The sequence below is a fragment of the Chitinophagaceae bacterium genome, assembly GCA_016717285.1.
In the GTDB taxonomy this organism is placed as follows: Bacteria; Bacteroidota; Bacteroidia; order Chitinophagales; family UBA10324; genus JACCZZ01.
In genome coordinates this window covers 1,750,674-1,770,751 of sequence record JADKFU010000005.1, presented here as the reverse complement: position 1 = coordinate 1,770,751, position 20,078 = coordinate 1,750,674, and the positions used below count along the sequence as shown (strand labels likewise).

15 protein-coding genes are annotated in these 20,078 nt (G+C 41.7%); 11 read left to right on the top strand and 4 right to left on the bottom strand.

Annotation, left to right across the window (positions count from 1 at the left end):
- Nucleotides 1–132 precede the first annotated feature (132 nt).
- Nucleotides 133–612, top strand: coding sequence for an ATP-dependent zinc protease (locus tag IPO83_16965; GenBank protein MBK9732945.1), 480 nt, complete (start codon nucleotides 133–135; stop codon nucleotides 610–612).
- A 76-nt stretch (nucleotides 613–688) separates the two neighbouring features.
- Complete coding sequence (rimK, locus tag IPO83_16960) at nucleotides 689–1,594, top strand: 30S ribosomal protein S6--L-glutamate ligase (GenBank protein MBK9732944.1); 906 nt, start codon at nucleotides 689–691, stop codon at nucleotides 1,592–1,594.
- Nucleotides 1,595–1,611: 17 nt separating this feature from the next.
- Here rimK and IPO83_16955 read toward each other — a convergent pair whose 3' ends face one another.
- Nucleotides 1,612–3,030, bottom strand: a complete 1,419-nt coding sequence (locus IPO83_16955) for a T9SS type A sorting domain-containing protein (GenBank protein ID MBK9732943.1) — start codon at nucleotides 3,028–3,030, stop codon at nucleotides 1,612–1,614.
- Nucleotides 3,031–3,494: 464 nt separating this feature from the next.
- On the opposite strand from IPO83_16955, the gene mdh reads away from it, so the two are divergent.
- The 3 genes from mdh (at nucleotide 3,495) to IPO83_16940 (ending at nucleotide 6,513) form a co-directional block, all read left to right on the top strand.
- Entirely contained in the window at nucleotides 3,495–4,433 is a 939-nt protein-coding gene (gene mdh / locus IPO83_16950) for a malate dehydrogenase (GenBank protein ID MBK9732942.1), read from the top strand.
- Between the two features lie 117 nt (nucleotides 4,434–4,550).
- Nucleotides 4,551–4,991 carry an aspartyl protease family protein gene (locus tag IPO83_16945; GenBank protein ID MBK9732941.1) on the top strand — a complete coding sequence of 147 codons (441 nt, stop codon included), beginning with the start codon at nucleotides 4,551–4,553 and terminating at the stop codon, nucleotides 4,989–4,991.
- 55 nt (nucleotides 4,992–5,046) lie between these two features.
- Nucleotides 5,047–6,513 carry a hypothetical protein gene (locus IPO83_16940; protein ID MBK9732940.1) on the top strand — a complete coding sequence of 489 codons (1,467 nt, stop codon included), beginning with the start codon at nucleotides 5,047–5,049 and terminating at the stop codon, nucleotides 6,511–6,513.
- Between the two features lie 437 nt (nucleotides 6,514–6,950).
- Here the strand turns inward: IPO83_16940 and IPO83_16935 are convergent, their stop codons facing one another.
- Nucleotides 6,951–7,523: a hypothetical protein gene (locus tag IPO83_16935; protein MBK9732939.1), complete on the bottom strand. Its 573-nt coding sequence runs from the start codon at nucleotides 7,521–7,523 to the stop codon at nucleotides 6,951–6,953.
- A 102-nt stretch (nucleotides 7,524–7,625) separates the two neighbouring features.
- Here IPO83_16935 and IPO83_16930 point away from each other — a divergent pair, with 102 nt between their 5' ends.
- Complete coding sequence (locus IPO83_16930; GenBank protein ID MBK9732938.1) at nucleotides 7,626–8,321, top strand: NAD-dependent deacylase; 696 nt, start codon at nucleotides 7,626–7,628, stop codon at nucleotides 8,319–8,321.
- Nucleotides 8,322–8,519: 198 nt separating this feature from the next.
- On the top strand, nucleotides 8,520–9,065 hold the full coding sequence (locus IPO83_16925; GenBank protein ID MBK9732937.1) for an NUDIX hydrolase: 546 nt from the start codon (nucleotides 8,520–8,522) through the stop codon (nucleotides 9,063–9,065).
- Nucleotides 9,066–9,143: 78 nt separating this feature from the next.
- On the opposite strand, the gene IPO83_16920 is transcribed toward IPO83_16925, so the two are convergent.
- Nucleotides 9,144–11,321: a sulfatase-like hydrolase/transferase gene (locus IPO83_16920; protein ID MBK9732936.1), complete on the bottom strand. Its 2,178-nt coding sequence runs from the start codon at nucleotides 11,319–11,321 to the stop codon at nucleotides 9,144–9,146.
- A 120-nt stretch (nucleotides 11,322–11,441) separates the two neighbouring features.
- On the opposite strand from IPO83_16920, the gene IPO83_16915 reads away from it, so the two are divergent.
- The 4 genes from IPO83_16915 to IPO83_16900 all read left to right on the top strand — a co-directional run bounded on the left by IPO83_16915 (nucleotide 11,442) and on the right by IPO83_16900 (nucleotide 17,244).
- Nucleotides 11,442–14,912 carry a T9SS type A sorting domain-containing protein gene (locus IPO83_16915; GenBank protein ID MBK9732935.1) on the top strand — a complete coding sequence of 1,157 codons (3,471 nt, stop codon included), beginning with the start codon at nucleotides 11,442–11,444 and terminating at the stop codon, nucleotides 14,910–14,912.
- A gap of 265 nt (nucleotides 14,913–15,177) precedes the next feature.
- Entirely contained in the window at nucleotides 15,178–15,999 is an 822-nt protein-coding gene (locus IPO83_16910; protein ID MBK9732934.1) for a dienelactone hydrolase family protein, read from the top strand.
- Nucleotides 16,000–16,131: 132 nt separating this feature from the next.
- A complete protein-coding gene (locus IPO83_16905) occupies nucleotides 16,132–16,611 on the top strand; it encodes a TlpA family protein disulfide reductase (protein MBK9732933.1) in 480 nt (159 codons plus the stop codon).
- 21 nt (nucleotides 16,612–16,632) lie between these two features.
- A complete protein-coding gene (locus IPO83_16900) occupies nucleotides 16,633–17,244 on the top strand; it encodes a thioredoxin family protein (protein ID MBK9732932.1) in 612 nt (203 codons plus the stop codon).
- A 123-nt stretch (nucleotides 17,245–17,367) separates the two neighbouring features.
- Here IPO83_16900 and clpB read toward each other — a convergent pair whose 3' ends face one another.
- Complete coding sequence (gene clpB, locus IPO83_16895; GenBank protein MBK9732931.1) at nucleotides 17,368–19,992, bottom strand: ATP-dependent chaperone ClpB; 2,625 nt, start codon at nucleotides 19,990–19,992, stop codon at nucleotides 17,368–17,370.
- Nucleotides 19,993–20,078 lie beyond the last annotated feature (86 nt).

The following is a 20,078-nucleotide window of genomic DNA, read 5'->3' as shown; positions in this document are numbered from 1 at the left end:
ACTACTACCAACTTATACTGAAGGAATCAGACAGAAAGAATTTCTAAATCAAACAGTAGCTTAAAAATTTTAAAAATGCATTACAACCTGAGCACAGCTAAAGTTCCTTTCAAAATTTACAATCTTTACCAAATGAAAAGCAGGCAAAAACTTACCATCGGCCGGACAGACAAAATTGATTTTCCGGAATGGGGACTTTATAACATTGATGCTAAAATAGACAGCGGCGCTTATACCTCTTCCATTCATTGCGATAACATTACCGCCTTTTACAAGAATGGCGCACATACTGTCCGATTTACAGTTTATGATGCAGATAAACCGAATACGCAGGAATGCAAAGTTTTCGCCAGCAAGCAGGTTAAAAATTCATTCGGTCAGATAGCCTATCGGTATACTATTAAGACCACCATTTGCCTGTTCGACAAAAATTATGTAATAGAGTTAGCACTTACTGACAGGTCAACAATGAAAAATCCGGTTTTGTTGGGGAGAAAAGTTTTGCGCGACAGGTTTATTATTGATGTGACCAGGCAGAATTTATCCTATCATGAAAAAATGAAAACAATGCGAAGCGAAAAAAAGAAAGAAATTAAATATGGAATTTTATAGACAATGCGATTCCTTAAAATCAAGCATGAATTACATCCCGTAGTTTTTTAGTTTCAATCTCAATCTTTTACACAACATGCGAATCGCCATCCTGTCAAGAAATTCAAAGCTCTATTCAACTGAAAGGTTGATAGCCGCTGCAGTTGCTGCTGGTCATCAACCTGTGCTGCTTGATCATACAAAATGTTATGTTTCTATTGAGAAAGCAAAACCATCTATTCACTTTGGGGGCAAAGAGGTAAAAAACATTGATGCTGTAATTCCAAGAATTGGCGCCTCGGTTACTTTTTATGGAACTGCTATTGTCCGACAATTTGAAATGATGCGCATCTTTTCAGCCAATGAATCTCAAGCAATTGTACGATCGAGGGATAAGCTCAGAAGCCTGCAGTTGCTATCACGTGCAGGTCTTGGCATACCTAAAACAGTATTTGCCGACAATTCACGCAATGTAGATGACCTCATAAAAATGGTGGGTGGAACACCATTGGTTGTAAAATTACTGGAAGGCACACAAGGCATTGGTGTGGTGCTTGCGGAAACCAATCGCGGAGCCAAATCAATTATTGAAGCCTTTCTCGGACAGGATATTTATATTCTCGTGCAGGAATTTATAAAAGAAGCGAATGGTGTTGACCTTCGCGCTTTTGTAATTAACGGCAAAGTAGTTGGCGCTATGAAGCGTCAAGGCGTGGACGGAGAATTCCGTTCAAATCTTCACCGTGGTGGATCAGGAACTATCGTGAAGCTATCAGTAGAAGAGGAACTTTCTGCTATACGTGCGGCTGACCTGCTCGGGTTAAAAATTGCAGGAGTAGATATGCTTCGTTCGTCACGAGGCCCGATGATATTAGAGGTGAATTCTTCTCCCGGACTTAAGGGCATTGAACAGGCAACAGGTTTAGATATTGCGGGAAAGATTATTGAATTTGTAGCACAGCATGCACAAAAAAAAGAAGTGGAAGACAAGATCAGGCTTTAGTCCAATGCTGATAGTTGTTATTGCATTACGATAACTTTTTGCTGGTAAATATTGCCTTCAGACCGAACGTTTATCAGGTACATACCACTCGCAAATCCTTCAGTTGAAATTTTCCAGTTGTTCTCTCCCGCAACCAAATTTGCAGTCATTTCTGTCAGAACAATTCCATTAGGTGAAATAAAGCTAACTACTGCATTCCCGCTTTTCATAGCGTTCAGGGAGATTGATAACTGATTGCCTGCTTTGAAAAGAGTTGGATAAATCGCAAAGTTTTCTTCAGGATAAACCGTTTCATTCAAACCTGTTCCCAGTACCGTAAAAAAAGTTTCAGTAGGAGACCATGTGGTGCAGGTATATCCATCCTTCAACGGTAAAACTCTCCAGTGATATTTTTTATCAGGATCAAGTGCTGTAGTAATTGCAGTGCCATGAATCAGCATATCCATATCAGTAGGTTCTCCTGCAAAAGTTGGAGCTCTTGTTACCTGAAGATGATAGTAATCAGCACCCGTTACAGGTTGCCACTTGAACTCTACAAAATCGTGAGGAATATTGTTGACAGAATCAATAGGATAAGTTAATTGCTCAACTCCTGTAATCGGAGTAATATCAGGAGGCGGATGATTCAACAAGTCAGCACGCTGGAATGTAAGATTATAATTCATCGCAGCAATTTGCTCATTGGAGAATTTATTTTGACAATTGTCATAAGAGTAACTCATGAACAACGTTTCATCAGGATCATACACATCTCCATTTGGATCAGTATCAGAACCTGTAAAAGGGCAACTCCAACGGTAGTCGAGGAAATCAGCACGGGTATCACAAAACATATCACCAGCGAAACTGCAATTGCTTCCATTCACATATTCTTTCTGACTTCCTACAATATCAAACGGATGAGGCAATGAGAAATAATGACCTAACTCATGAGCAAGTGTGGTACTTCCCGGAGCATTGCAGCTTTTTGCAACTGAAATGGCATCCTGGCCATAAGTGTAATAACCACAATAACCTGCAGGATCATCAACGATGTATATGTTTGCAACGTCACTAACATTGTTATCATTCATCATCTGATCTCCTGAATTAAAATCATGATCAAAATATTCATCGTTGTCAATATAATGAACGTCACCAAATAGATAAAAGTAGAATCCGGCCGGAGCATATTTTGTATTTAGTTCGCAAAGCAATGGCCAGATGTCGGCTAAAAGATAATGGCCCGATCCATTTGTTTTCCCTACAATATGGAATTTGATGGGAACAAACCGCATTACCCGGTCACTGTTTGATCCTTCATAATCAGACTTATGAAGACTATATTCAATCAGCCTGGCTTTCATTTCATCGGTTAATGGCGTTCCGCAGGGTTGTTGTGCATTAACAGTGAAAAAACTAATCAAAATTATTGTCAGGAAGAATGAAAATTTCATGGAAGTTTTTGTTGGGGTAATAAGCGGTAAAGATATTAAAATCACACTAAATTACCATTCGCTTGTTCGACAGGGTTGCATAACAAATTGTCGCGTTGATGGTTGGAAAAAAGTAAAGTCATAGCTGTCATTCCGAATTTATTTCGGAATCTCCCGATTTGGCAGAGATGCCGTCCGCAGCATCTTCCGGAAAATAAATTCGGCATGAAGGTTCCATTTAGTGACAATTTGGTATGCACCCGTTCGGCAAATAAGCATAGTGCAATCAACAGTGATTGCAGCATGTGTTTGGCAAAAAAATACAGTGATAAGATAGCGGAATGCGCCTGGTATTATCTTGATTTAAAGATTATCGACATCAGAAAATTTCAGGACTTTCAGAAAATTTCGCTGCCTACCGTAGCACGTGGATTTTGTTTTCTATTTTTGCGCGCACTTTTTTAACGCGTTAAAACTCAATTCAAATGAAAGTTACCGTAGTAGGAGCAGGAAATGTTGGTGCAACATGTGCTGATGTGATTGCACGCAATGATTACGTTCATGAAGTGGTATTGGTAGACATTAAGCCGGGAATTGCTGAAGGCAAGTCACTGGACATCTGGCAAACTTCACCGATCAACATGTTTAATACACGAGTGAAGGGTGTGACCAACGACTACGCTGCAACAAAAAATTCAGATGTAGTAGTTATTACTTCAGGTCTTCCGCGTAAGCCGGGCATGAGCCGTGATGACCTGATTTCAACCAATGCCGGAATTGTGAAATCGGTAACAGAACAGGTGATGCAACATTCGCCGGATACTATCATCATTGTGGTGTCGAATCCATTGGACGTAATGACCTATTGCGCTTACCTTACTGCGAAGATTGATCCGAGCCGTGTTTTTGGAATGGCAGGCATTCTGGATACAGCACGTTACAAAGCATTCCTTGCTGAAGCACTCAATTGTTCTCCTAAGGATATTCAGGCTGTTTTAATGGGCGGCCATGGCGATACGATGGTTCCTTTGCCACGATATACTACCGTTTCCGGCATTCCGGTTACCGACCTTATTTCAGAAGAGAAACTTAATCCTATCATTGAAAGGACAAAAAAAGGCGGTGGTGAACTGGTTAACCTCATGGGAACCAGTGCCTGGTATGCTCCCGGAGCAGCAGCAGCGCAGATGGTGGAAGCCATTGTTAAAGATGAGAAACGCATTTATCCATGTTGCGCCTGGCTGCAAGGTGAATACGGATTGAAAGATATTTATTTAGGTGTTCCGGTTAAGCTTGGAAAAAAGGGCATTGAAGAAATTATCACACTGAACCTGAATGCGGCAGAAATGAAGTTGTTGAGTGACTCGGCCGCTTCCGTAAAAGAAGTGATGGCGGTATTGGATAATATGAAGTTGATTGCGTAGAATTTTTCCACAAGGTGATCGTCAACTTGAATAACACAAACAGGTAAAAGGCGCAGGAGTATTGCTTCCTGCGCTTTTCATTTTTATTGCAATTGTTTTCCCCTCAAGACTACTACTATGAAAAAAAATAAAATTCATATTCCGATCAAAGCTGTGAGCTTGCAGGAAGAAGGGTTTCACCTATTTGTGAAAGGAAAATTAGGTAAGCACGCTCTACGATTATTGATTGACACAGGTGCTTCCAAAACGGTGCTCGATAAGAAATTCATCAGCGAAAGACTTCCTGAATTGAAACTTGAAATAAATGAACAACTTACAACGGGTGTAGGCACAAACACCATTCAAAGCGAATTCACTGACATTGAAAATCTCAGTGTCGGGAAATTGAAATTGAAGAAACTTAAAGTGGCTGTGCTTGATCTTCAGCATGTGAATGAAACTTACAACCTGATTCAACTGCCTCCTATTGATGGCGTGCTGGGCTGTGATGTGCTGGTGGATTATGGCGCTGTAATTAATTTAGATAAGAATGAACTTCGTATAAAAACATACAAGTGAGTATGTTTAAATCTATTTTGTAATTTCGGGTGCGAAAAAAATTATCTCCCTCCTCATGAATAAGTATTTGATTGCAGCATCTCTCCTGCTGTTTATTATTCAGGGTTGTAAAAAGGATAAGTCATCGGAAGTTGATGTTTCCAATTTCCCTTCTGAGGTTGGAAAAATATTAAACACCAAATGTTCGATCAGTGGTTGCCACAATGAAAAATCCAAAGGCGCTGCCGGAGGATTAGCCATGGAAACCTGGGAGCAGTTATTCCAGGGTGGCACTGGTGGTTCTGTTGTAATTCCTTACCGTCCCGACCAGAGTTGGTTTATGTACTATATAAATACGGATACAAATCGTGGCGTTGCTTTGACGCCAACCATGCCCTTTAATGCTCCTGCCCTTACAGATGCGGAATATTATACCTTGAATGATTGGATTACTGCCGGTGCACCAGACGTAAATGGCCATATCGCATTTTCAGGTGACCCGAACAGAAAGAAATTTTATGTGTCGAACCAGGGCTGTGACCTTGTTGCGGTTTTCGACACGAAGACTTTGCTGGCCATGCGATATATCGATGTTGGTGTTTTAACTGGCATTGAAGTACCACATCAATTAAAAGTATCACCTGACGGACAATACTGGTACGCTTGTTTTGTTGCCGGTACGGTGGTTCAGAAATTCAGAACATCTGATGATTCTTTGGTTGGTCAAATAGAAATTGGTCCTGGAAACTGGAATACGATGGCAATTTCATCAGATGGAACAAAAGCATTTGTAGTTGATTTTGATGATGAAGGTAAAATTGCTTATGTTGATTTAGAAAACATGTTGTTTAAACAATATTATCAGGGCAGCGGCTTATTTGCAAATCCACATGGCAGTTGGTTGAATAATTCTTTTACTACGCTGTATGTTTCCGCGCAGTATGGCAATTATATTTATAAGATTGGGATCAGCAATCCATCCTTTCCTGAAATTGACAAAGTGGTTTTAAAGCCCGGACAGCAACCCAATACTATTCAAGGCACGTTAGATCCGCATGAAATTATGTTGTCGCCCAATGAGTCAAGATATTTTGTAACGTGTGAAGCTTCTGATGAAGTAAGGGTGATGGATGCGCAAACAGATACCTTAATCGCCATTATCCCGGTAGGCCACTACCCTGTTGAAATGACAATGGCAACTACCAAACCATATCTTTTTGTAACCTGTATGGAAGATCCCTGCAGTGAATCCTTGTGCAAAGGTTCTGTGTATGTGATTGATTACAATGATCTGACTGTATTGAAAGTGCTGCAGTCGGGATTGTTTGAGCCACACGGCATTTCAGTGGATGAGGAGGAAGGACTCGTGATGGTTGCCAACCGCAATGTAAATCCGAGTGGACCGGCACCACATCATGTGTCGGATTGTGGCGGAAGAAATGGATACATGAAATTTATTGACCTGAATACACTGGAGTTTATAACACCATATCGTCCTGAAATGAGTGTGGATCCTTATTCGGTGGCGGCGAAAACAAAGTGAAGTTCAATTGTCAGATTAATTTTTATAGTTCTTCGGCTAATGGTGATTGCATGATGCATGCAAATCTTCAGCAGTTCCGGTATAAAAAAATGGGGGGAGAAGGGCCAAAAGGGGGGGGAAAAAGATTTCCCGTTTGGGGCCGGGGGGGGCGCCGGGGGCCCCCCCCCCCTTTTTGTCTTTTTTTTGGGCGCCCCGGGGGGCCCCCCCCCCCCCCCCCCGGCGCCTCCCTTCCTGGGGGGGCCCCGTCTGCCCCCGCCCCCTTGGGGGGGGCCGCCGGGCCCCCGGGGGTGGCGCGCTTTTTTTTTTTTTTACCGGGGGCCAAAAAAGGGGGGGGGGGGGGGGGGGAAAAGGGGCCCCCCCCTGAATGACTTAGCGTGAAGATGAAGTTGAGATTAACTTATCGCGCCGCCTACGTTTAAAATTTGTGAAAGGCAATTTCAAAAGGTTCCAATCTGAATCGTGCGGAAATCATATTTGGTGCGCGGGAATCTTTTCTTGATAAAATAATTGGGGACTAATAATGCCGCGCTTACAACCGTGACTCCAACACCGCTCCAGAATGCAATGTTTTCACCGTCAGAACGCTCACCATCCTTTCCTCCATTAGCCGTTATTGCAATGGTTACAATACCCGCGCAGGCACCAATGGCTGCGGCTGCACCAAGTACAGTTCCGGGATTGAACCGGAATTCAGTGATGTCCCGCAAGCCATAAAATCTGCTGTCAATGTAAATGGAATCCCTGGTAACTGCCTTTACTTTACCTGAAATGTCGGTTCCATTAACAAGTGTTGCATGCACCTTTGTATTACGGAATAAGGTGTAAGGTTTTCCGCCGTCCAAAGGCGTTAAATTGAGCAGGTAAACAGGAGGAGGTTTCGGCCGCTGACCTGTTGGTGGCAAGCCCGGATTTTGAGCTGTTGCAGACTGAAAAATAAATAAAATCAGCAGACTCGCGACCGCAAGAATGCTTCGGAAATATTTTATAAAAGTATTATCTGTCTCCGGCAATGTCACCAATTATTTGCGACAAAGTTAACCGAAACCTATTCTATAAAAAGAGGGCTGTCTGCTTACTTTTGCACAATGATTTCAAAATGAAATATACACAGGATGAAAAAGAATTTGGTAGTGCTCACAGGAGCAGGCATCAGTGCTGAAAGCGGTTTAAAAACATTTCGTGATTCCGATGGATTGTGGGAAAATTACCGGGTAGAAGATGTTGCAACACCGATGGCATGGATGAAAGATCCTGTCATGGTACTTGCTTTTTACAATGAACGAAGAAGAGATGTACTTAAAGCGCAACCCAATGCAGCACACAAGGCATTGGTAAAATTGGAAGAACATTTCAACGTAACCATCATTACACAGAATATTGATGATTTGCATGAGCGTGCAGGTTCTAAAAACATTATTCACCTGCATGGAGAAATTCTGAAATCAAGAAGTTCCGCTGATTCCGATCTTTTGTACAAATGTCATGGAGATATTTTATTAGGTGATAAATGTGAATTGGGATCACAGTTGCGTCCTCATGTAGTCTGGTTTCATGAAGCCGTTCCGATGATGGAACAGGCCGCCGCTGTAAGCAGCGAAGCAGCAATATTAATTGTGGTTGGAACATCGCTCCAAGTCTATCCGGCAGCCGGATTGATAAATTATGCACCTTACAGTTCGCTTAAATTTTTAGTTGATCCAAACATTCCGGAAATACCTAAGTTGAACAACCTTGAAATCATTGAAGCGAAAGCAAGTGATGGCGTGCCGGCATTGGTGGAAAGAATTGTAGAGAAGTATAAGCGATGAAGTAATTCAACCATAGCTCTGAATAATTAACTGATTACTTTGATCGTAGTGGGTACAACAACCTAAACCCTCTCAACAATCTAAACATGATCAACTAAAGTATGAACTGTTGACTCACATTATTAACTAATCGATTGGCAGTAGCGACGAAACAATATAAACCTTCTAAACAACCTAAACATTTTAAACTCTTTCGTTATGAATCCCTGGAAAATACTTTCGACTAAAGAACACTACGACAATCCCTGGGTGAACGTGGTAGAACATCAGGTCACCAATCCTGCAGGCAATCCCGGAATATACAGCGTGGTGCATTTTAAAAATCTTGCTATCTGCATCTTGCCTTTGGATGACGATTACAATACCTGGATTGTTGGTCAGTACCGTTTTCCCATGGAAGAATACAGTTGGGAAATTCCGGAAGGTGGTGGCCCATTGGGAACGGATCCTTTAGATTCCGCCAAGCGTGAGTTGCAGGAAGAATGCGGAATTGTGGCGCAGCAATGGACTCAGATTGCAACCTGCCATCTCTCTAATTCCGGAACTGATGAAAAAGCAATGATCTATGTAGCCAAGGGATTGAGTTTTCATCAGTCATCACCTGAGGAAACAGAAATTCTGCAAGTGAAGAAAATTCCGTTTGAAACTTTATTTCAGATGGTGATGAACAATGAAGTGATGGATGCTCCAACCGTAATTGCTGTATTGAAAGCTAAGCAATTGATGTTGACCGGAATTATTTGACTCATCTTCGTCAAACTTCAAACTGTTCATGTCAACCGCTCCCTGAGTTTGTCGAAAGGCGCTAATTATTATCCGTAACTATTCCTCAGTAATAATCAGTTTCTTCGTAACAGATGTCGCGTCATTAGAAAGTTGCAGATAATAAATTCCGGCTGCAAGCGCAGGGAAATCTATTTTGCTGTAAGTTTCTTCCAGCTTCCACTTACCTACTGCTTTTCCAAATTCATTATACAGAATGGCATCGGCCTGCTTCCATGGAATATAGACTTCAATGTTATCACGAGTGATGGTTGGATAAACAAGTGGTGTGGTTTGCGGCTCTTCTGAAGCATCCAGCATTTCTTTCAGCACATAAGGGTGCGAAATGTAACAGGGTTTGATAGGACCCGGACTAACATCACCGAAAGCCAACCTGATGGAATCATATTTTTCCCGGTAGGTTTGTACTAAAGCATCATAATTGTGATTGTTCACGAGGTTGGTGAGTTCAAGCGAATCATTTACCATGTCGAAAAATTCTTCTACCGTATCAGTAAAGCAGGTGTAATGAATGTACTTGTAATGCAGATCGCGAATAGCACGCTTCGATGGTGAGCCATTGCCTTCATTCAGCATCAGGTAGTAAAATGAGGAACGGTTATAGGTTCCATCATAAATATTTTTCAACGATCCGCCATCCAATGGTTCGGTATAATTGATTCCCGTAAGTTGGTAAACAGTGGGCGCGATATCAAGGTTGGTGACGATCTGATCTGAAACAGAAGTGCCTGCAGCAAACCATTCCGGATACCGTATCAGTAATGGAACTTTCATTGAGGGCTCATAAGCTACGGATTTGCCATTCAGCCAGTGACTTCCCAACGTAAATCCGTTATCAGACATAAAAATTAAAAGTGTGTTGTCAAGTTTACCTGTACTCTCCAATGCGTCGTACAAAATTCCCACACAACTATCTAAACCTTCAATTACTTCCAACAATCTTTTGTAAGTAGAATCCATAGCCTTGCCATGCAAAAGATCTTCATTATTGCCATCATACAAAAATGAAGGATAGTTTACGGAATATTTAGCAGTGTCCGGCTTCCAGGGAAGCGCTGCATTCGCCATGTTTCCTTCATACGCTGCCAACGGATCATTTGGGTAATGTGGTGTTCTGTAGGCTAACCAGAGTAGAAGTGGATCATCTACCCTGTTGATGATTGCAATCGCCGAATCAGTGAGCGTTTCTACATTCGGCTTGTCAATAATTTTTATCACGCCGTTGAAGAGATAATTGATCTGTCCCTGGTTCTCGTCATGCGATTCCAGTGAATAATCAAATTCATCTTTTCCTTCCTGCAAAAACGTGTTGTGGTTTTTTCCGATCAATGCTGTATAATATCCGTTGTTATGAAGTATTTCGGGGAAGGTTGTTTTTGAAGTATCCAGCGAAGTGCCATTTTCAAATACCCCTGTTTTCAATGTAAATAAGCCTGTGGCAATAGAAGCACGACTGGGTGCACACATCGAAGTAACCACATAACTTCTCTTAAAATTTACACCTTCGTTAGCAATACGGTCGATGTTGGGTGTATGAAAAAACGGAAATGCCCCGCAGCAACTGAAATAATCTGAGCGTGCATCATCAATTAAAATAAATACAATGTTGGGCAGCTTCGGAAGGTGAATGGGTTGCGCTGCCGTCCAGTTATTTTGATCGAGCTTGCAGGTAGTCACTTCAAACAGGTAGGTAGAATCAGGCAGCAGATCTGTGATAAGATAAGTGGACGCCGGTTGAAAAGTCTTAATGGTCGAAACTCCTGTTGCGGTAGTGTACCTGACGCTGAATTTTGCAAAAGGGCAACTTGTTTGTGCTGTAATCTTCACCGTGGTGCTGCTGGCTGCAACTATATTCAGAACATCAGGAAGCGTGCAAACAAGTGTTTTTCCTGACTTACTTACAGCAGCGCTTTGAGAGCCGTCCGTGCATTTTGACTGCACATTGAAATCATATTTCTTTCCCGCTTTGAGGCTGGAAAAGGTATAGAAGGTATCCGTGCTGGTCTTTATCCAATTAGACCATTGAGTAGCCGTAGCCGGCTTATACCGCACCTGGAATTTTGCATTAGGCGCACCAGGTTTCCAGGTAAGTTTAATACTGCAGGAAGTGAAGTTGCTAAGCTTTAAACCACCAGGCGGATTCGTTTGACAGTTTTGTGCCTGCAGTTGAAATCCGCAAATAATGAATACAAATAAGAATGTATAAAGACGCTGCATGTTGTTTTTTTTGTAAAGTTAATTTATTCGAAAGTAATGATAGGAATGCGTTAGCCGATACGTGTGTTTGATGGGAATACAATAACTATACCTTTGCATCCACTTCTAATAAATTCCTCCATGAAAAAAATTACAATCATCATTGCCGTTCTGTGTTTTCTTTCCATTCAATCAATCGCGCAATATTCACAACCTAAAATAAATGCTGATGATCCCAATCTCCCGCAATGGGTGAAGATGATGTATGATGAATCTGAAAGTGTATTTGCAGTGGACAGCGCATATGAAGCGTACTTTGAAGGTCGTGAACCGGAGAATGATATCTATGCGCGACTGTACACAACCTGGCGCAGAAGAGTGAGTTCTTTTTTGGATGAAAAAGGATTTATTCGCTATCCTTCTGCTGAAGAAATCAATCAGCAATTAAGGCAACGCACCGATTTATCAAACAATGTTCGCAGCGGATGGACACATGCCGGCCCTGATATTCATTATTCAACAAAAACAAATGAGAACAGTCCGTTTGAACCCATTTCTGAACAAGCGAATATTTATGGAATAGATCGTTCTCAAAGCAATCCCAACCTATTGATTGCGGGAAGTGAAAGTGGCGGCATTTATAAATCTGTTGATGCCGGCGAATCGTGGAATTTAGTTACGCCCAACCTGCTCATCTTTACTTCAAGAGCGGTGCGTATTCATCCCACCAATGAAAATGAAATGTTGTTTGCCGGTGGTGGTAAATTGTATAAAACGAATGATGGTGGCTCAACCTGGAACGCTATTGGTGATGCAGCTTTTCAAGCTCTTAATTTCACTGCAGATGATCTGATTTATAATCCGGGTGATCCAAACATCATTTACATCGGTACCAATAAAGGAATGTTTCGCACTACAGATGGCGGTCAAAACTGGACAGAGATTTTACCTGATTACTGCATGTCTATTAACATCAAGCCAAATGATCCTTCCACGATTTATGCATTGCAATATGATCCTGCCACAAAGATTTCTTATTTCTACAAATCAATAAACTACGGTGCAACATTTACCAAATACAGCGATGGTTGGTTTGAAGTGCCTCCCGTTGATGCGGGAAAAATTGAAAGCTATGGTGGAAGAATTGCTGTAACAGAAGCCAATCCTGAAAAAGTGTATGTGCTGCTTGTAGGCACGAGTCAATCCACAGCACAGTTGCAACTCGGAGGATTTATTGGCACCTATGTAAGTAACAACTCCGGTGAATTATGGAACAACCCACATGTATTAATTGGTGAGCCGTATGATTTTGACACACATCCATGCCTTATGGATTTTGACGGCCATTCTGCTGATTACAACCAGATCTACTACAACACATTTATCGTTGCATCGCACCTTGATGAAAACAGAATACTTATCGGCGGATTAAACATGTGGCGCTCTGATGATGGTGCTGTTTCCTACCAGGGCGTTGGTGGTTACATCGGCGGATTGCCATTAATGCACGTTGACATACAAACAATCCGTAACTATAAAACTTCCGATACTACTGAAGACGTTTGGTGGAGCAGCGATGGAGGCGTAAATCATTCCACCGATTTCCTCGAAACACATCAATCAAAATGCAATGGTATTTATGCGACAGAACTCTGGGGCTTCGACCAGGGATGGAATGAAGACATGATGGTAGGTGGACGTTATCATAACGGCGACATGGGATTTGCTGAAGGATTTCCTGATGGTGAATTTCTTGCACTTGGTGGCGGTGAAGCAGCTACCGGTTATGTCAATTACAGTGATGAACGAAAAGCTTTTTTCTCAGATATCGGAAGTGTTGTTTTACCTGATCAGATTGATGGACTTGCAAAATATACCGGCGGATCAGGTCAGCCGAATGAAAGTTATTACCAGGGAGAAAGTTCACGCATCATCTTCGACTGGAACAACTATCACATTGCTTACCTGGGAAAAGAAAACAAACTCTATAAAAGCACTGATGGCGGATCCAGTTTCTTTACCTATCACACTTTCGGCACTAATGTCAATCAAAAAATTCTTTGGATCGAACAAAGCAGGGTGAACACTAATATCATGTATGCACAGCATTTACAATCATCGAAAAGTGTGCTTTGGAAAACTACAGATGGCGGAATAACGTGGGCACAACTGACTTTACCGGTTGCCAATCAGAAGTATCTCAACTTCACCTTAAGCGGAAATAATGAAAATGAATTGTGGTTGTCATTTACCAATGGACCGAATGGATCAAAGATTTATCATTCAACGAATGGCGGCACCACCTGGACAAACATCTCCACTCCTGCTCTCGACAATATGAATGTGTGGAGTCTAACACATCAGTTTGGTACCAATGGTGGAGTTTATCTTGCAATGAAGCAGGGCATTGTTTTCTACCGGAATAATGTAATGACAGATTGGGCAGTTCATGGTAATGGGTTGCCTGCCGTTTCAGAACCGTTGAAGATTGTTCCGTTTTACAAAGGTCAGAAGATCAGGTTGGCAACATGGCATGTAGGTGTTTGGGAAAATGATTTTTATGAACCCTCTGATTTAATCGCTGATTTCGCAATTGGGAATCATACCATTTATTGTTCCGGCGATACGATTTACTTTTCAGATCATTCAGTGGCAACTGCTGCTGCAACCTACCAATGGCAGATCAATGGCGCGAGTCCTTCAATGTCCAGTATAAAAAATCCTGCTGCAATATTTTCCGTACCAGGAACTTACGATGTCACTTTAATTGTAACCGACGGCACTTTGAGTGATACCATCACTAAAACAATTGTGATTGATGGAGTAAGTGTGCAGTCATTGCCGATTGCTGAAGGTTTTGAGCAAGGTCAGTTTGATGCTAACTGGTTATTAACGCAATGGAGCATTAATGAAGAAGTGGGTGGCTACGGATTGAGCGATCATTGTATGTACTACGATAACTACGACAGTGATTTGCAGGGAGGTTTTGTGGACGTGCATACGGCAAAGTACAACCTCAGCAATTTTGCGGATGCGCGATTAACATTTGATGTGGCCTATGTTCCTTACGGATATCCATACGTGGATTCGCTGGCAGTGCTGGCCTCAACAGATTGTGGTGCCACTTTCACACAACTTTATAAACGCGGTGGCGATGATCTTTCTACCGTACCCGGAAACAACGGCAACTACTTTATTCCGGGAAATGATGAATGGAGAACTGATACTGTTTCGCTTGATGGATTTACGGACAATCCTGAAGTGGTGATTGCTTTCCGCAACATTGGCTATTATGGAAATGTGCTTTACATAGATAACATCAATCTGACTTCTTCCGTATTGATTGGAATCGATGAATTGAACCCTTCAACATCATTCACCATTTCACCCAATCCAAATGATGGCCAGTTTATTGTAACGAACGCTTCTTCTGCTAAAAATTCGATTACCGTGATGAATTCACTCGGATCAGTCGTACTCAGTTATTCATTGTCGTTGAGTTCAAAAGATGAAACGATTCCTGTTGATCTGAGACCATTTGGTAAGGGAATTTATTTTGTGAAGCTGGAAGGCAAGGATGGAGTGAGTGTTAAGAAAGTGGTGGTAGAATAAGGTGAGCTTCCTTACAAAAGAATTCATCTCAATAATTCAGATGGCACTAAAACAACGCTCTGTAAAGTAAACTTTGGCAGGGTTCATATCGAATAGCTTCATTGTTATTAACTTTTGAAATCCTGCCAGGTTAACCTCCATTCAAACTTAACACAACACCAGAAACTAAAAAATTTCAATCGCCTCAACAATTTGCCGATTGCTGCGTTGCATGTAACTTTAAACCATAAAACCAACAATCATGAATAAATTACCATTTTTTGTTATGACTCTTATCTCACTCTCCACCTCTACTTTCGCACAGCAATCAAAATCCTGTTGCCAGGCTCCTTCCGCTACCGCCACTTTCGCTTCATTGGCAGGCAATGCAGGATTTACCGGTGCTCATGAATCACCAATAGCTTTTACCTATGCAGCGAAAGGAAACATGATTACTTATCCTACCCAGGATGGAAAGACTGCGAATGCATACTTCATTCCTTCAGCAACAAAATCAAACAAATATCTTTTTGTTTTCCAGGAATGGTGGGGATTAAATGACTACATCAAAAAGCAGGCAGATACTTATTCAGATTCACTGAAAGATGTAAATGTAATGGCTATTGATCTGTACGACGGACAAGTAACTTCAAACCCGGAAGAAGCAGGAAAAATAATGCAGTCGGTTAATGATGCGCGCCTCAGAAGTATTATAACAGGTGCTTTTACGCATGTTGGTAAAGATGCTAAAGTGGCAACTGTTGGCTGGTGCTTTGGTGGCGGATGGTCGATGCAGGCAGCTTTAATAGGTGGCAAACAAACAAAAGCCTGCGTGATGTATTACGGAATGCCGGAAACCGATGTTGCCAAACTGAAAAATCTTAACAGCGATGTGCTTTTTATGTTTGCTAATAAAGATCAGTGGATCAATGAAGAAGTGAAAAATAATTTTGTTAAAAACATGGAAGCAGCAGGGAAAAAACTGACGGTGAAGGAATATGATGCTGATCATGCCTTTGCAAATCCTTCCAATCCACATTACAATAAAGAGTTCTCTGCTGATGCGCAACAGATTGCCATCCGCTACTTTAGAACCGCGTTGAAGTAGTATTTCTTCCCGACAGGAAATAATTTTGATCGAGCCTTTGGCAATAGCTGTTTGGCAAATTAAATAGTTGGTCGAATTATTGCCTGCCGTTGCGATCACTTCAAAAATTAATATCCAATTTTGAATCGAATAATGAGATTAGTATTCATTTTAGTCATCATCAACTGTTTTGTGAAGCAAGCTTCAGCGCAGGAACTGAAAATTTTGAAGTACACAGAACTGGAAAAAATACTCACTTCGGAACCTGGAAAACCGAAGCTTATTAATTTCTGGGCAACCTGGTGCAAGCCCTGTGTAGAAGAGCTTCCTTACTTCATGTCATTGCAACAGGAGGCAAAGAATGAAAACGTGCAGTTCATTTTTATTTCGCTCGACTTTATGTCGCAGACCACAAAAGTGAAAGAATTGATTAATAAGCTTTCATTAACCGGCACACTGCTGCAATTGAACGAATCCGGTGGCGAATGGATCGATGAATTTGACAGCAACTGGTCAGGCGCCATTCCCTACACAGTGTTGCTTTTGCCGGATGGAGAAAAGCGTGAACATTATGATGCATTCAACAGTCCTGAAGAATTAAGGACCTTCATCAATAAAAACATTTCTAATTAAACTCCCTTAAAAAAAATGAACATGAAAAAATCAGTGCAGATTTTTGCTATGGCTATTGTAGCTGTTGCATTTCTTACTTCCGCTGCCACCACCGGATATAAAGTTGGTGATACGGTGAAAGATTTCAGTCTTAAAAACATTGATGGCAAGATGGTTTCTTTGAAAGATTATAACAGTGCCAAAGGCGCTATCGTGATCTTCACCTGTAACCATTGCCCATATGCAAAAGCTTATGAGCAGCGTGTGATTGCATTGGATAAAATGTACAAGAGCAAGGGTTATCCTGTAATTGCCATTAATCCGAATGATGTAGTGGCTGTTCCGGATGATTCATTCGACAACATGGTGAAAAATGCCAAAGAGAAAGGTTACACTTTTCCTTACCTGTTAGATGAAACACAACAGGTTGCCCGCCAATTCGGAGCTGCTAAAACACCACATGTGTTTGTGCTTAACAAGACTGACAAAGGTTATGATGTTGCTTACATCGGCGCAATTGACGACAACACCGAAGATGCCGGTGCTGTACAACATAAGTATGTAGAAGATGCGGTGAATGCATTGATTGCAGGTAAATCCGTTCCTGTTACAACAACCAAAGCGGTTGGTTGTACCATCAAATGGAAATCTTAATATTTTCAAATTCCAAGCAAAAAAAAAGAGCATCCGAATGTGGATGCTCTTTTTTATTCTTGCCATGCTAATCAACCTGAATAACCTTTTATAATTTCTCGCTCGCCGTTATACGCGAGAATATTATCCCACAACTTCCGCTTTTACTTTAGCGCTGTTTTTGAAAACTAAACTTCCTTTCTTGTCTTTCATAACCATAATCTCACTATCGCTGCTCACTTCACCACTTAAAATCCGTTTCGATAATTCATTCACAATATCTTTTTGAATCACCCGCTTCAATGGACGCGCGCCAAACTGTGGATCGAATCCTTCTTCCGCCAATTGCTCTACCACTTCTTCTGTAAATCCAATCCTGATGTTGTTCTTCATCAGCATTTTTTCCAATGCTTTCAACTGCAACCGCACAATCTCTTTAATCTCATCTCTCATCAATGGCATAAACAGAATGATGTCGTCTATACGGTTCAGGAATTCAGGTCGAACAGATTTTTTCAAGAGGTCCATCACTTCGATCTTGGTAGTTTCCATAATTCCCTGTTTATTCCTTTCATCCACTTTTTCAAAATTCTCCTGGATAATCTGCGATCCGAAATTAGATGTCATGATGATGATCGTATTTTTAAAATTCACCACTCTCCCTTTATTATCGGTCAATCGTCCATCATCAAGCACCTGCAACAAAATATTGAATACATCCGGATGTGCTTTTTCAAATTCATCGAGAAGAATTACCGAATATGGTTTCCTGCGAACCGCTTCTGTCAACTGCCCGCCTTCATCATATCCAACATAACCCGGAGGCGCGCCAATCAATCTTGAAACGGCATGTCGTTCCTGGTATTCACTCATATCAATGCGCGTCATTGCATTGTCGTCGTTGAACAATACTTCGGCAAGTGCTTTCGCTAATTCAGTTTTTCCAACGCCGGTTGTTCCCAAAAATATAAAGGAACCGATTGGTCTTTTCGGATCCTGCAAACCTGCACGGCTTCTGCGTATGGCGTCACTCACGGCAACAATCGCTTCTTCCTGTCCGACCACTCTTCTATGCAATTCTTCTTCGAGATGAAGCAACTTTTCTTTCTCCGATTGTATCATCCTTGAAACAGGAACACCTGTCCACTTTGAAACAATTTCTGCAATGTCTTCTGCATCCACTTCTTCCTTCAGCATGCGGCTTCCTTTGTTGATCTCCGCAAGATTTTGCTCTGATTCCTTCAGCTTTTGTTCTGCATCCCGGATCTTTCCGTATCGCAATTCTGCAACCTTACCATAGTCGCCGCTACGCTCAGCCTGTTCTGCCTGTAACTTAAATTCCTCTATGGATTGCTTCGTTACCTGCACCTTATCTGCAATATCTTTTTCCGATTGCCACTTTGCTTTCAATTCATTGCGTTCATCAGTCAGGTTAGCGATTTCCTTGCTGAGTTCATCCAGCTTTTTTTTATCATTTTCCCGCTTGATGGCTTCGCGTTCAATTTCAAGCTGACGGATTCTTCTTTCAATTTCATCCAGCTCTTCAGGAAGCGAATCCATCTGCAACCGCAACTTCGCTGCTGCTTCATCAATCAGGTCAATGGCCTTATCAGGAAGAAAACGATCAGAAATATAACGGTGCGAAAGTTCTACCGCGGCAATGATGGCTTCGTCTTTGATCCGCACTTTATGATGCGTTTCATATCGTTCTTTCAATCCACGAAGAATAGACACCGCATCTTCTTCATTCGGCTCATCAATAATTACTTTTTGAAAACGACGCTCCAGTGCTTTGTCTTTCTCGAAGAACTTCTGATACTCATTCAAAGTGGTTGCACCAATAGTACGCAACTCACCACGCGCCAATGCAGGTTTTAATATGTTGGCGGCATCCATCGCTCCTTCCGTAGCGCCGGCACCCACCAACGTATGAATCTCATCAATAAACAAAATGATTTGTCCATCGCTGTCTGTCACTTCTTTGATCACTGCTTTCAACCGCTCTTCAAATTCACCCCGAAATTTTGCACCGGCCAGCAAGGCTCCGGTGTCCAGCGCGAAGATGCTTTTTGACTTCAGGTTCTCAGGAATATCTCCATTCACAATACGATGTGCAATACCTTCAGCAATGGCCGTTTTACCTACGCCTGGCTCACCTACTAAAATGGGGTTGTTCTTGGTTCTCCTTGAAAGAATATGCAACACTCTTCTGATTTCTTCGTCGCGGCCAATCACAGGATCGAGTTTGCCGGACTGTGCCAGTGAATTTAAATTCTTGGCATATTTGTTTAAGGCGTTATAGTTGGATTCGGCAGACTGATCTGTCACCTTTTTTCCTTTTCGCAATGCTGCAATGGCAAGCTTGAGATCCTTTTCGCTTACACCTGCATCCTTCAGCAATTTTGAGGTTTCGTCTTTACCATTCAGCAAAGCCAATAGCAAATGCTCTACGGAAACAAATTCATCCTTGTATTCTTTCAGATAGCTCTGTGCTTTCAGCAGCACCTGATTTCCATCATTCGAAAGATATTGACCACTTCCACCGCTTACTTTTGGGTACTTATTGAGTTGCTCATCTAACCTTGTTTCAACATGACTGATATTAACACCAAGTTTTTTGAGCAAAAAATCAACTACGTTTTCATCCACTAACAACAACCCTTTCAGCAAATGACCTGTTTCGATAGATTGATTTTGATTCGCAAAAGCCAATTCTTGCGCTTTTTGAATTGCTTCCTGCGATTTTATAGTTAAGTTATTTGGGTTCATTTTTTTTGAATTACAGGCGGTTGTCGTCAAATACATTGCCATGGCGGTATTGGGATTGCCAATCGGTAATTTTGGCGCTGATTCAG

What these genes read in the sequence shown, in the direction of transcription:
- IPO83_16965 (MBK9732945.1), top strand. Translation starts at nt 133, where the DNA reads ATGAAAAGCAGGCAAAAACTTACCATCGGCCGGACAGACAAAATTGAT.
- rimK (MBK9732944.1), top strand. Translation starts at nt 689, where the DNA reads ATGCGAATCGCCATCCTGTCAAGAAATTCAAAGCTCTATTCAACTGAA.
- IPO83_16955 (MBK9732943.1), bottom strand. Translation starts at nt 3,030, where the DNA reads ATGAAATTTTCATTCTTCCTGACAATAATTTTGATTAGTTTTTTCACT.
- mdh (MBK9732942.1), top strand. Translation starts at nt 3,495, where the DNA reads ATGAAAGTTACCGTAGTAGGAGCAGGAAATGTTGGTGCAACATGTGCT.
- IPO83_16945 (MBK9732941.1), top strand. Translation starts at nt 4,551, where the DNA reads ATGAAAAAAAATAAAATTCATATTCCGATCAAAGCTGTGAGCTTGCAG.
- IPO83_16940 (MBK9732940.1), top strand. Translation starts at nt 5,047, where the DNA reads ATGAATAAGTATTTGATTGCAGCATCTCTCCTGCTGTTTATTATTCAG.
- IPO83_16930 (MBK9732938.1), top strand. Translation starts at nt 7,626, where the DNA reads ATGAAAAAGAATTTGGTAGTGCTCACAGGAGCAGGCATCAGTGCTGAA.
- IPO83_16925 (MBK9732937.1), top strand. Translation starts at nt 8,520, where the DNA reads ATGAATCCCTGGAAAATACTTTCGACTAAAGAACACTACGACAATCCC.
- IPO83_16920 (MBK9732936.1), bottom strand. Translation starts at nt 11,321, where the DNA reads ATGCAGCGTCTTTATACATTCTTATTTGTATTCATTATTTGCGGATTT.
- IPO83_16915 (MBK9732935.1), top strand. Translation starts at nt 11,442, where the DNA reads ATGAAAAAAATTACAATCATCATTGCCGTTCTGTGTTTTCTTTCCATT.
- IPO83_16910 (MBK9732934.1), top strand. Translation starts at nt 15,178, where the DNA reads ATGACTCTTATCTCACTCTCCACCTCTACTTTCGCACAGCAATCAAAA.
- IPO83_16905 (MBK9732933.1), top strand. Translation starts at nt 16,132, where the DNA reads ATGAGATTAGTATTCATTTTAGTCATCATCAACTGTTTTGTGAAGCAA.
- IPO83_16900 (MBK9732932.1), top strand. Translation starts at nt 16,633, where the DNA reads ATGAAAAAATCAGTGCAGATTTTTGCTATGGCTATTGTAGCTGTTGCA.
- clpB (MBK9732931.1), bottom strand. Translation starts at nt 19,992, where the DNA reads ATGAACCCAAATAACTTAACTATAAAATCGCAGGAAGCAATTCAAAAA.